Source organism: Sphingobium sp. B7D2B, assembly GCF_025961895.1.
Lineage (GTDB): Bacteria > Pseudomonadota > Alphaproteobacteria > Sphingomonadales > Sphingomonadaceae > Sphingobium.
Map to the genome: position 1 here is coordinate 1,849,251 of NZ_JAOQOM010000001.1, position 12,946 is coordinate 1,862,196.

10 protein-coding genes are annotated in these 12,946 nt (G+C 66.0%); 9 read left to right on the plus strand and 1 reads right to left on the minus strand.

Going from position 1 to position 12,946, the window contains the following annotated elements; all coding sequences use genetic code 11:
• Window positions 1–116 precede the first annotated feature (116 nt).
• The 8 genes from plsY (at window position 117) to M2341_RS08470 (ending at window position 9,683) form a co-directional block, all read left to right on the plus strand.
• On the plus strand, window positions 117–737 hold the full coding sequence (plsY, locus tag M2341_RS08435) for a glycerol-3-phosphate 1-O-acyltransferase PlsY (protein WP_264584920.1): 621 nt from the start codon (window positions 117–119) through the stop codon (window positions 735–737).
• Window positions 734–1,825, plus strand: a complete 1,092-nt coding sequence (gene dprA, locus M2341_RS08440) for a DNA-processing protein DprA (protein WP_264584921.1) — start codon at window positions 734–736, stop codon at window positions 1,823–1,825. Before plsY ends, dprA begins: the two co-directional genes overlap by 4 nt.
• A gap of 439 nt (window positions 1,826–2,264) precedes the next feature.
• Window positions 2,265–2,567 (plus strand): hypothetical protein, encoded by a 303-nt coding sequence (locus M2341_RS08445; protein ID WP_264584922.1) that lies wholly within the window; start codon window positions 2,265–2,267, stop codon window positions 2,565–2,567.
• An 81-nt stretch (window positions 2,568–2,648) separates the two neighbouring features.
• Window positions 2,649–3,278, plus strand: a complete 630-nt coding sequence (locus M2341_RS08450; RefSeq protein WP_264584923.1) for a DedA family protein — start codon at window positions 2,649–2,651, stop codon at window positions 3,276–3,278.
• Between the two features lie 73 nt (window positions 3,279–3,351).
• Window positions 3,352–5,937 (plus strand): type I DNA topoisomerase, encoded by a 2,586-nt coding sequence (gene topA / locus M2341_RS08455; protein WP_264584924.1) that lies wholly within the window; start codon window positions 3,352–3,354, stop codon window positions 5,935–5,937.
• A 175-nt stretch (window positions 5,938–6,112) separates the two neighbouring features.
• Window positions 6,113–7,018, plus strand: a complete 906-nt coding sequence (cysD, locus tag M2341_RS08460; protein WP_264570150.1) for a sulfate adenylyltransferase subunit CysD — start codon at window positions 6,113–6,115, stop codon at window positions 7,016–7,018.
• Complete coding sequence (gene cysN, locus M2341_RS08465) at window positions 7,018–8,952, plus strand: sulfate adenylyltransferase subunit CysN (protein ID WP_264584925.1); 1,935 nt, start codon at window positions 7,018–7,020, stop codon at window positions 8,950–8,952. Before cysD ends, cysN begins: the two co-directional genes overlap by 1 nt.
• A complete protein-coding gene (locus M2341_RS08470; RefSeq protein WP_264584926.1) occupies window positions 8,949–9,683 on the plus strand; it encodes a 3'(2'),5'-bisphosphate nucleotidase CysQ in 735 nt (244 codons plus the stop codon). The genes cysN and M2341_RS08470 overlap by 4 nt, the downstream gene beginning before the upstream one ends.
• A gap of 9 nt (window positions 9,684–9,692) precedes the next feature.
• Here the strand turns inward: M2341_RS08470 and M2341_RS08475 are convergent, their stop codons facing one another.
• Entirely contained in the window at window positions 9,693–10,187 is a 495-nt protein-coding gene (locus M2341_RS08475) for a nuclear transport factor 2 family protein (protein ID WP_264584927.1), read from the minus strand.
• A 193-nt stretch (window positions 10,188–10,380) separates the two neighbouring features.
• On the opposite strand from M2341_RS08475, the gene M2341_RS08480 reads away from it, so the two are divergent.
• Window positions 10,381–12,945 (plus strand): TonB-dependent receptor, encoded by a 2,565-nt coding sequence (locus tag M2341_RS08480; RefSeq protein WP_264584928.1) that lies wholly within the window; start codon window positions 10,381–10,383, stop codon window positions 12,943–12,945.
• The last annotated feature ends 1 nt before the right edge of the window (window position 12,946 follow it).

Sequence of the window (12,946 nt, forward strand, 5' to 3'; positions counted from 1 at the left end):
GCAAATTAAAGTCATGCGATGGGCCCGTCCGCGCCATGCGCCGAGCCCTCGCACGCGATCCCCGCTTGCAAGATCGCCCGCCGCTGCGCAAAGGTCACCGGCGAAACAGGAGCAGAATGTCCATGCAATGGCAGTTGCCGGCCCTTGTCGCGCTTGTCGGCTATCTTCTGGGGTCCATCCCCTTCGGCATCATTCTCACGCGGCTGGCCGGGGCGGGGGACCTGCGCGCGATCGGCTCCGGTAATATCGGCGCGACCAATGTGCTGCGCACCGGACGCAAGGGCCTCGCGGCTGCGACGCTCCTGCTGGATGGCGCGAAAGGTGCCGTTGCGGCGATGGTCGGCGCGTGGCTGATGCCGGTCGGGGATATGGCCCTAAGCGGCGCCACCATTGGCGGCGTCATGGCCTTTGTGGGGCATTGCTATCCGGTCTGGCTGCGGTTTCGCGGCGGCAAGGGCGTGGCGACGATGCTGGGCGTATGTCTTGCACTGTCCTGGATCGCCGGGCTGGTCTTTGCGGCGGTCTGGCTGGCCGCGCTGGCCCTGTTTCGGATCAGTTCGGTGGGCGGCATGAGTGCGGCCATCAGTGCGCCGGTGGGGGCGCTGCTGATCGGCCGGCCCGATCTGGCTGCGCCCATCGCCGGCATGGCGCTCGTGGTGCTGTGGCGGCATCGGCTGAACATCGCGCGCCTGCTGCGTGGGGAGGAACCGCGCGTGGGACGCTCCCGCGCCGCATGACGTCGCTCAACGCAGATCGGCACGATCGCCTGCGGCTCATCCGGACGCCGAATATCGGCCCGGTCGCGTATCGGCAGTTGCTGGCCCGCTTCGGCACGGCGGGGCGCGCCCTGGAGGCGCTGCCCGATCTCGCCGCGCGCGGCGGAAACCGCCGCTTCAAGCCCTGTGACCGCCACAGCGTCGATGCCGAAATCGCGCAGGTCGAGCGGCTATGCGCGCATTATCTGTTCCTGGGCGAGGCGGATTACCCGGCTCTGCTCGGCCAGGCCGAAGGTGCCCCGCCGGTGCTCATCGCCCGGGGCAACGCGGGGCTGGGCGTTGAGCGCTGTGTCGCCATCGTCGGTGCGCGCAATGCCTCCGCCGCAGCCTGCCGATTTGCGCGAGAACTGGCCCATGCCCTGCAAGAGGCCGGCATCGTCGTGGTCTCCGGTCTCGCGCGCGGCATCGACACCGCCGCGCATCAGGGGGCCGGGATCGCGCGGACCGTTGCGGTGATCGGGTCCGGCATCGACGTCAATTTCCCGCCGGAAAATGCCGATCTGCAGGAGCGGGTTGCGCGCGAGGGCTTGCTGCTCACCGAACTGCCGCCCGGCGCTGAGCCGCTTGCCCGCCACTTTCCCGCCCGCAACCGGATCATCGCCTGGATGAGCCTGGGGACGGTGGTGGTCGAGGCTGCGCCGCGCTCGGGCTCGCTGCTGACCGCGCGGCTGGCCGGCGAGGAGGGGCGGGAGGTGATGGCCGTGCCCGGCTTTCCGGCCGATCCGCGCGCCCATGGCTGCAATGCCCTCATTCGCGACGGCGCCACGCTGGTGCAAAGCGCGCAGGATGTCGTGGAGGCGATCGCGTCGCTCGATCCCCGCGCGCTGCGCTCGGGGCAGCGCGACTTCCTGTCGCAGCCGCCATCTGACGATCTGGGGGAGGCGGAACGCCAGCGCGTGACGGGCTTGCTCAGCCTCAGCCCGGTGGCGGTCGATGAACTGATTCGGCAGAGCGGCTTAGCACCGGCGAACGTGCAGACGGCGCTGCTGGAGCTGGAGATTGCCGGTCGTCTGCAGCGCCATGCCGGGGGACGGGTGAGCCTTGCCTGAGGTGGCATCGCCTGACACGCCGCCCGCCTGGCAGGGGCGAGGACTGCCCAGCGCGATGATGCGCCGGCTGCTATCCTTGTTGCTCCTTGCGCTCATCGCGGTGCAGGCATGGCCCGACGGTGCCGCGACATTCCAGCCGCGCAACGGCTCGGCTTTCAGCGCTTCGACCGTTGAAGTCGCGCTGGTCCCACCGGGGCGAAGCGAGTTTACCAAGGCGGAGCTGCATCAGGCGCTACCGCCTCTCCCCGATGCGCCCGACGTCGTGTCGGCAGGGCGCATAGAGGCTGTCCCCCAATTCTTCCCGCGCCTGGACCGCACTGACCCAGCCCCCGGTCAGGCGGCCCGCCGCAATCAAGGCCCACGCCCGCCTCCCTCTGTCTGAAGCTCGGTAATCGCGCCTTCTCGGCGCCCTATCTCACCCGAACTTCGGACAATTATCATGAAACAACTGACGACCCCCGACTCCGGGGCTGTCGCTGCGCAGACGCGCATCGAGGCCCTGATCGCCGCATATCCCGACCTGACCGAGGACGATTTGCGCCGCCTTCTCCACTGGTATCGCAAGGAGGCCTCCTCCTACGATGTCGCGATGCTGTCCGCTCGCGATGACCTGCGGCCGGGCTATGAGCGCTTCTACAAGGATCATATCGAGCGGATTTCGCCCTTCGGCTATACGGCGATATCGATAATTGTTCTGCTCTGCGCCATCGGCGTTTATGCGATCATCAACTATTTGCGCTGATGGGTGTTGAGGCAGGGCGGGTCTGCGTGTTGCAGATCCGCCCGTCTCCTAACGCTAACGCGCGCTGGACTGGAGTTTTCAATGCAGGATTGGGTGTTTGATATCGTGGAGAGCACCGGCCTGTTCGGCGTCTTCCTGCTCATGCTTCTGGAGACCGTGTTCCCCCCTATCCCATCGGAAGTGATCATGCCGGTCGCGGGCGTGCTCGCCGCGCGGGGTGGTATGGGGCTGGGCGGCGTGATCCTGGCCGGCACGGCGGGCGCGATGGCCGGCAATCTGTTCTGGTATGCGCTGGCGCGGATGATCGGCCTGCGTCGCTTCCGCCCCCTCATCGAGCGATATGGCCGCTGGCTGACGCTCGACTGGCCCGAAGTCGAGCGCGCGCAGGGCCTTTTTCACCGTTTCGGTGGGCCGATCGTGATGATCGGCCGGGTCCTCCCGACCATTCGCTCGGTCATTTCCATTCCCGCCGGCGTTCTGCGGATGCGGCTGGTCCGCTTTTTCGTTTGGTCGACGGTCGGCACCGCGGCATGGAGCTCCGGCCTGGCGATCGCCGGCTGGGTGCTCGGGCGGCGGTTCAGCAATATCGAACAGTTCCTCGGGCCGCTGTCGACGGGCATCATCCTGTTGATCGTGCTGATCTATATCTGGCGGCAGGCGACGTGGCACCGCCGGCATGTGGCAGCCGACAAGCCCGATGTCGACGCGTGAGCATTTCGCTTGACGTTGCGGCCGAGCCGTTTCCAGACTCGCGCGTACACGTAAGGATCGTTAGCGGAACTCTATGCAACTCGTCATCGTCGAATCACCGGCCAAGGCCAAGACCATCGAAAAATATCTGGGAGGCGACTTCCGGGTATTGGCCTCCTACGGCCATGTTCGAGATTTGCCGGCCAAGGACGGCTCGGTCGATCCCGACGATGGCTTCTCGATGGCCTGGGAGAATTATGGCGACAAGGCGCGCCAGCTCAAGGCGATCACCGACGAGGCCAAGAAGGCCGACCGTCTGATCCTCGCGACTGACCCTGATCGCGAGGGTGAGGCGATCAGCTGGCACGTGCAGGAAGTGCTGCGCAACAAGAAGGCGCTGCCCAAGCTGGTCGATCGCGTGACGTTCAACGCCATCACCAAGGCCGCGGTGACGGAGGCCATGAAGGCGCCACGCGCGCTCGATGAAGATCTGATCGATGCCTATCGCGCCCGTCGCGCGCTGGATTATCTGGTCGGCTTCACGCTCTCGCCGGTGCTGTGGCGCAAGCTGCCCGGCGCCAAGTCCGCCGGGCGCGTCCAGTCGGTCGCGCTGCGCATCATCGTCGAACGCGAGCGCGAGATCGAGGCGTTCACGCCGCAGGAATATTGGTCCGTCACGGCCGATCTGGAGCAGGCCGGGCAGAGCTTTGAGGCGCGGCTGGTCCGCTGGCGCGGCGAGAAAATCGACCGGCTGACCATCGGCAAGGAGGGCGACGCCAAGGCCGCCAAGGCTGATGTGGAGGCCGGGCGCTTCACGGTCGCCTCGGTCGAGACCAAGCCGGCCACCCGCAATCCGCCGCCGCCCTTCACCACCTCGACGCTGCAGCAGGAGGCCGCGCGCAAGCTCGGTCTTTCAGCCAACGAAACCATGCGCGTCGCTCAACAGCTCTACGAAGATGGCGCGATCACCTATATGCGGACCGACGGCGTGCAGATGGATGGCAGCGCCATTTCCGCCGCGCGCAAGGCCATCGCGGACCGCTATGACGGTGGCTATCTGCCGGACAAGCCGCGCATGTACCAGACCAAGGCCAAGAACGCGCAGGAAGCGCACGAGGCGATCCGCCCAACCGAGTTCACGCGCGAGAGCGTGGGTTCGGGCGTTCATGCCAAGCTCTATGATCTGATCTTCAAGCGCGCGCTGGCGAGCCAGATGGCCTCGGCACGGCTGGAGCGCACGGCGGTCGAGTTCACCGACGGCACCGGCCAGCACGCGCTGCGGGCGACAGGGCAGGTCGTGCTCTTCCCCGGCTTCCTGGCCCTGTATGAGGAAGGTCGCGACGATGTGGCGGATGAGGACAGCAAGCTGCTGCCCGCCATGTCCGCAGGCGACCAGCCGGCCAAGCGCGACGTGCGCGCCGAGCAGCACTTCACTCAGCCGCCGCCGCGCTACAGCGAGGCGAGCCTCGTCAAGCGGCTGGAGGAACTGGGCATCGGGCGCCCGTCCACCTACGCCTCGACGATCCAGACGCTCAAGGATCGCGATTATGTCCGTGTCGAGAAGAACCGGTTCTTCGCTGAAGAGAGCGGGCGGCTGCTGACGGCCTTCCTCGAGCGCTTCTTCGAGCGCTACGTGGCCTATGAGTTCACCGCCGGTCTTGAAGATGAGCTGGACGAGATTTCCGGCGGCCGTGCCCAGTGGCAGGCGGTGCTGGAAGCCTTCTGGCGCGACTTCAAGCCCAAGACGGTCGAGATCATGGATCGCAAGCCGTCCGAGATCACCGCGGAGCTGGACGAATTTCTCGCGCCGATGCTCTTCCCGGAGCGGGCTGACGGCAGCGATCCGCGCGCCTGTCCGCTGTGTGCGGACGGGCGCCTCTCGCTACGCGGTGGGCGCTTCGGCGCATTCATCGCCTGCTCTAACTATCCCGAGTGCAAGTTCACCCGCAAATTCGGCCAGCCCGGGGGCAGCGGCGAGGCAGACACCGGGCCCGAGGAGCTTGGCAAGCATCCCGAGACCGGTGAGCCTATCCTGCGCAAGTCGGGTCGCTTCGGGCCTTATGTCGAAATGGGCAATGGTAAGGAGGCCAAGCGCGCCTCGATCCCCAAGGATCTGCCGGATGGCGAACTGACGCTCGACTGGGCGGTCAAGCTGCTCTCGCTGCCGCGCACGATCGGCGACCATCCCGAGACCGGCAAGCCGATCGTGGCCAGCCTCGGGCGCTATGGCCCCTATCTGGCGCATGAGGGTAAATATGCGCGGCTCGGCTCTACCGTGGAGATTTTCGAGACGGGCATGAATGCCGCCGTCGCCAAGCTGGCGGATGCTGCCAATCGCGGCGGCGCCCGCAAGGCCGCCGAGCCGCTCAAGGTGCTGGGCGCACATCCCCGCACAGAGGCCGAGATCAAGCTGATGGAAGGCCGCTATGGCCCCTATGTCACTGATGGCACCACCAATGCGACCCTGCCCAAAAGCGTTGCGCCGGATGCGCTGACGCTGGAGGAAGCGGCTCAGCTTATCGATGCGCGCGCGGCCGCCGCGCCGGCCAAGAAGAAGGGCAAGAAGGCACCGACCAAGAAGAAGGCCGCGACCGCCAAGGCGCCAGCCAAAAAGGCCGCCGCCAAGAAGCCTGCCGCGAAGAAGGCACCGGCCAAGAAGAAGGCGGCAGAAGAGGCTTAAGGGCCCGCTCCTTGCGGGGCAGTCGCAGATTCAAGCGCGACTGCCCAAGCCAAACTGTGGCGGATCGTAGGAAAAGCTTGCTGCACCACCTCTGGTGCTGGGCTAGCAGCGTGGCCAGATTAATCGGCCAAGATTGATCGACAATGCCACCGGCCCATCCAGTCCAGGACTTTCCATGACCCGTACGCTCACGCATCTCGAACGCCTCGAAGCCGAGAGCATCCACATCATGCGTGAGGTGGCGGCCGAGGCGGAAAAGCCGGTGATGCTCTATTCGGTGGGCAAGGACAGCGCGGTGATGCTGCATCTGGCGCGCAAGGCCTTCTATCCCTCGCCGCCGCCCTTTCCGCTGCTCCATGTCGATACGACCTGGAAGTTCAAGGCGATGTACGAGCTGCGCAACCGCATGGCGGAAGAAAGCGGCATGGAACTGCTCGTCTACCAGAATCCCGAGGCCAAGGAGCGGGGCATCAACCCGTTCGATCATGGCCCGCTCCACACGGACATGTGGAAGACCGAGGGTCTCAAGCAGGCGCTCAATCTCTACGGCTTCGACGTCGCCTTCGGCGGCGCGCGCCGCGATGAGGAGAAGAGCCGCGCCAAGGAGCGCATCTTCTCCTTCCGCACCGCAAGCCATGGCTGGGACCCCAAGAACCAGCGGCCCGAGCTGTGGAACCTCTACAATGCGAAGAAGGCCAAGGGCGAGAGCATCCGTGTCTTCCCGATCAGCAACTGGACTGAGCTGGACATCTGGCAATATATCCAGCTCAATCGCATCCCCATCGTGCCGCTCTACTTCGCGCAGCCGCGCCCGACGGTGGAGCGCGACGGGATGCTGCTGATGGTCGATGACGAGCGCTTCCCGCTGCGCCCCGGCGAGGAGCCGGTGATGCGTTCGATCCGCTTTCGCACGCTGGGCTGCTATCCGCTCACCGGCGCGGTCGAAAGCGAGGCGAGCACGCTGTCGGAGGTCATTCAGGAAATGCTGCTCACCACCACCAGCGAGCGGCAGGGCCGCATCATCGACAAGGATGGCGGTGCCGCGAGCATGGAGAAGAAAAAGCAGGAGGGCTATTTCTGATGGCCGACGCCACCCTCGAGACGCCGGTCTACCAGACCGATGCCCTCATCGCGCAGGATATCGATGCTTATCTGGAGCAGCATCAGCACAAGTCGCTGCTGCGCTTCATCACCTGCGGCAGCGTGGATGACGGCAAGTCGACCCTGATCGGGCGCCTGCTGTATGACAGCAAGATGATCTTCGAGGATCAGCTTGCCGCGCTGGAGGCCGACAGCAAGCGCGTCGGCACGCAGGGGCAAGAGATCGACTTCGCGCTGCTGGTGGATGGTCTCGCCGCCGAGCGCGAGCAGGGCATCACCATCGATGTCGCCTATCGCTTCTTCACGACCGAAAAGCGCAAGTTCATCGTCGCCGACACGCCGGGTCACGAGCAATATACCCGCAACATGGTGACGGGCGCCTCAACGGCGGATCTTGCCGTGATCCTCATCGACGCGCGTAAGGGCGTGCTGACCCAGACGCGGCGGCACAGCTATCTCGCGCAGCTTGTCGGCATCCGCCACATCGTGCTGGCCGTGAACAAGATGGATCTGGTCGGCTACGACCGCGCCGTGTTCGACAAGATCGTCGCGGATTATGCCGCCTTCGCCAAGGAGATCGGCATCGAGCAGTTCGTGCCCATGCCGATCTCTGGCTTCAAGGGCGACAACATCACGACCCTTTCGACCAACACGCCCTGGTATCAGGGGCCGACGCTGGTCGATTATCTGGAGACGGTCGAGGTCGACAACAGCGCCGATCAGGCCCGCCCATTCCGCATGCCGGTGCAGTGGGTCAATCGGCCGAACCTCGATTTCCGCGGCTTCTCGGGGCTGATCGCCAGCGGCGCGATCAAGCCGGGCGACGCCGTTCGCGTGCTGCCCTCGGGCAAGACCAGCACGGTCACGCGCATCGTCACGCTGGATGGCGATCTGGACGAAGCCGTTGCCGGCCAGTCGGTGACGCTCTGCTTTGCCGATGAAGTCGACTGTTCGCGCGGCGACGTGATCGCGTCCGCCGACAATCCGCCGCAGGCTGCTGACCAGTTCGAATCCACCGTCGTGTGGATGTCCGACGACTCCCTGATACCGGGCCGGGCCTATTGGCTCAAAATCGGCACGCAGACTGTCTCCGCGACGGTGCAGCCGCCCAAATATGTCGTCAACGTCAACACCATGGAGCATCTGGCGGCCAAGACACTGGAGCTGAATGCCATCGGTGTCGCCGAGCTGACGACCGACAAGGCCATCGTGTTCGAGCCTTATGCCGAGAACCGCACGCTGGGCGGGTTCATCCTCATCGACAAGATCACCAATTCCACCGTTGCGGCGGGCATGCTGAACTTCTCGCTGCGGCGGGCGCAGAATGTCCACTGGCAGGCGATGGATGTCAGCCGCGAGGCCCATGCGGCGCAGAAGGGCCAGCAGCCTGCGGTGCTGTGGTTCACCGGCCTGTCCGGCTCGGGCAAGTCGACCATCGCCAACATCGTCGAGAAGAAGCTGTTCGCGCTGGGCCGCCACAGCTTCCTGCTCGATGGCGACAATGTCCGCCATGGCCTGAACAAGGATCTGGGCTTTACCGAAGCCGACCGGATCGAGAATATCCGGCGCGTCGGCGAGGTGACCAAGTTGATGGCCGATGCCGGGCTGATCGTGATCACCGCCTTCATCTCGCCCTTCCGTGCCGAGCGGGACATGGTCCGCGCGATGCTGCCGGCCGGCGAGTTCATCGAGGTGTTCGTGGATACCCCGCTGGCCGAGGCGGAGCGCCGGGACGTCAAGGGCCTCTACAAGAAAGCCCGCGCCGGGGAACTCAAGAACTTCACCGGGATCGACAGCCCCTATGAAGCACCCGAGAAGCCGGAAATCCGCATCGATACTCAGGCCCTCACGCCCGAGCAGGCGGCGGACCTCATCGTCGAGCGCATCGTGGGCGTGTGGAGCCCGGATCTGTGACGGACGCAGAGCTAGCCGCGCACTTCGCGGAGGAAGCGGGCCGGCGGCTGCTCGCCTTGCGGGATGAAGCGCGCTTCGAAGGAAAGGCGCTCGGCGATGAGGGCGATGCGCTCGCCAATGCCTATCTGTGCGAGGCCCTCGGACGCGAGAGACCCGACGACGGCCTGCTCTCCGAAGAGAGCCGCGACACAAAGGATCGGCTCGCCAAGTCCCGCGTCTGGATCGTCGATCCGGTCGATGGCACGCGCGAATATGGTGAGGCGCGGGCGGACTGGGCGGTCCATGTCGCGCTTGCCGTGGATGGCGTGGCCACCCTTGGCGCAGTCGCCCTGCCGGACATGGGGCTGGTGATGCGCTCGGACCGGCCCATCGCCGTGCCGCCGGCACCTGCGACGCCCCGCATGGTCGTCAGCCGCACTCGCCCGGCGCCCGAGGCGCTGTCGGTTGCGCAGGCGCTGGGTGCCGAACTGGTCCCGATGGGCTCGGCCGGCGCCAAGGCGATGGCGGTCGTGCGCGGCGCGGCGGATATCTACCTGCACAGCGGCGGCCAATATGAGTGGGACAGTTGCGCACCCGTCGCCGTCGCGCTGGCTCATGGCCTGCATTGCTCGCGCATCGACGGGACGCCGCTGCGCTACAATCAGGCCGATGTCTACATGCCCGATCTGCTGATCTGCCGCCCGGACTATGCCGACCGGGTGCTGGCCCTGGTCGGCGCGAAGGCGGGGTGACGGGCGGGCTTACCGCTTGATGACCAGCGAATCCGGGCGCTTGCGCGGCACCCATTCGCCCTTGCCGGGAAAATTCTTCAGCACTTCCCCATCCCACAGGCGCACCGTACGGCGATGGAACAGCCAGCGCCCATGCGCACCCTTTACGGCATGGTCGTCATACCAGCCGGCAAAGCGCAGCAGATAGGGCGGTTCGCCCTCGCACTCGGTCACGAAGGCGAAGGAGCGCATCTTCACCGATCCGTCCGGCTGTGGCATGAACTGCGTCTGGGTGACATGATGCTGTCGGCCCGGAAAGCCGGGCGCATTGCGATAATGCTCGGCAATGCCGCGAATGCCCTCATGGCCTTCCCATATGTCGGGATCTTCGAAGACTTCTTCCACCATGCGCGCATCGGGTGTGAAGCAGGCGACCAGCCCATCGACATCGCCGGTATCCAGCGCCCAGCTATAGTTGGCGATAAGATCCTGCAGGCCGAGCCTGTCTTCGATCGGCAAAGTCATTGCGCGCCTCTCCTCATATGCTGTGCCATCCCTGCAGCGGGGCAGGGTGACATTTTAGTACAAATTGGAGGATTGAAGGCGGCGGCGGCATTTTGCAATGCGGTCTTGGCAGACAGGCCAGAAATGAACCCGTTTCGCTGTTTGCCATCCTCATCCGGCCGAGCCTCGGCTCTCCCTCGTTCTGAAGGTTTCTATGCCCGCCAACCGACGCACTGCCGCCGCACTGTTCCTGGCGACCTCGTCCTTTGCCCTGATGCCCGCAGCGGGAGCGCAAGAAGCGGATACCCACCTCGATGAGGGCGTGGGGACGGATATCGAGGAGATCGTGGTGAGCGGTCAGCGCGAGCGGGGCGCGGTCATCGGCAATGCCACCCCTGAGTTGCAGCTGCGCCCTGCGGACATCCGGGCCCTGGGCGTCAGCACGATCAGCGACCTGCTGACCGAACTCGGTCCTGAGCTGCAGAGCGCGAGCGGGAAGCCGCCGGTGACGTTGCTCGAAGGGCACCGCATTTCCGGCTTCCGCGAGATCGCCCGCCTGCCGGCCGAAGCCATCGCGCGGATCGATATCCTGCCGGAAGAAGTTGGGCTTCGCTATGGTTACGGCGCCGACCAGAAGGTGATGAACATCGTCCTGCGCCAGCGCTTCCGCGCGGTCACGGCCGAGGTCGACGGCCGGGTGCCGACCGCTGGCAATGGCGCTTCGCTGGAGTTGGAGGGCGGGCTCTTCCTGATCCGCAACAGCCAGCGGGTGAACATCAGTGCCGAGCATGAGAGCATCGATCCGATTCTGGAGAGCGATCGCGGGCTGGACCGTGCAGAGAGCCCGGCGCGCAGTCTCCAGGCCGCGCAGGAGACGCTCACGCTCAATGCCAGCTATAGCCGTCCCCTGGGCGAACGCACCAAGGCGACACTGAGCGGCGAGCTGGTCACCAACCGGCGGGACAGTCTGGTTGGCCTCACTCTGCCGGGCGTGACGATTCCCGCCGGATCGCCTTATGTGCCGGGCACCGACGATCTGCTCTTCTACCCGCAACTGGCGGGCGCCGGCGCTCTGGAGCGCGCCTCCAAGAGCCAGACCGGCACGGTCGGCCTCACCGTCAATGCCGAGCGCAGCACGGGGCAGTGGACGCTGACCGCCAATTATGCGCGCGCCGAGAGCCGCGTCATCACGGGCCGCCCGTTCGATTTGTCAGATTATGCTGACGCGCTGGCGGCAGGCGATCCGGCGGCCGACCCTAGCCTGCCGATCGATGCCGCCTTTCTCAACGCGCCCGCTGCGGACCTCACACGCAGCACCTCGGACACGGCGGACATCACCTTCATCCATAACCGGCCGCTGTTCAGGCTGCCGGCCGGTGAGGTCATGGCCACGATGAAGCTGGGCGGCGCGCTCACGCGGATCGAGAATATGCGCGAGCGCGATCTGGTCCCTTCGGTTCGCGACCTTGGGCGGGACAGCGCGACCGGGTCGCTCACCGTGGATATTCCCCTCGTGCCCGCCTCCTCGGGCATCGGACGCATGTCCGCCAATGCCACGCTCGGGCTCGATCATTATTCGGATGCCGGCACGTTGCGGAACTTCGGGCTGGGTCTCAACTGGTCGCCGCTTGGCTTCCTCTCCCTCTCGGCCGGTTACAGCGATGAAGACTCCGCCGCGACGGTGGCTCAGATCGGCGACGCGCAGACCTTTACGCCCTTCGTACCGATCTTCGATTTCGCGCGCGGCGAATCCGTGCTGGTGACAACAATCACCGGCGGCAATCCCGATCTCGACAAGGCGCGGGTGAAGACGTTCCGGCTCGGGGCGGACATCTCGGTGCTACGCGAGCCGCGCCTGCGGTTCGACATATCCTACAATCACCGCGCGACCGAGGGTGGCGTGTCGGCCTTTCCGGGCGTGACGGCGGACACCATCGGCGCTTTCCCGGGACGTTTCCTGCGCGATGAAAGCGGCCGCCTCACGCAGGTGGACCTGCGCCCGATCAACATCGCCGAGCAGACGCGGGAAGTGCTCCGCTGGGGTTTCAGCTTCAGCAAGCGCCTTGCCACCCCGCAGAGCCAGATCGATGCCATGCGGGCTGCCTTCCAGCGGCGGCAGGCCGAGCGGGCAGCGCGCGGGGAGACGGGCGGTGCGGATCGGCCGGGCAGGGGCGGACAGGCCGGAGCCGAGACGCCACCCGGCGCGGATGGACCCCCTCCGGGCGATTCACCCGGTCCCCGGCCGGGCGGCTTTGGTCCCGGTGGTCCCGGTGGACGGGGCGGTGCAGGCGGTGGCGGACGTGTCGATTTCTCGATCCACCACGAGTGGGCGCTGACCAACACCACGCAGTTGGCGCCGAGCCTGCCCGTGCTCGACCTGCTGGATGGCGATACGCTGGGCGACACCAGCGGGCCGTCGCGGCATCTGATCGAGTTGCGCACCGGCGTTTCGCAGAGCGGCTATGGTCTGCGGCTGACCGGCAGCTGGCGCAGCCCCTCGCGCGTCAATGGCACCGCAGGGCTGCCGGCCAGCCAGCTTCGGTTCGGAGCGCTGGCCAAGGTGGACGTGCGGGCGTTCGTGAACTTCAATCAGATGCCCGGCCTGATCGAGAAAGCCTCGTTCCTGCGCGGCGCGCGGCTCCAGCTGGGGGTCGAGAATGTCTTCGATGCACGCCAGCGCGTCACGGATGGCAATGGCGCGGTGCCCTTCGCCTATCAGCCCGCCTTCATCGATCCGCTGGGCCGCACCGTCCGGCTGAGCTTCCGCAAGCTGTTCTAGG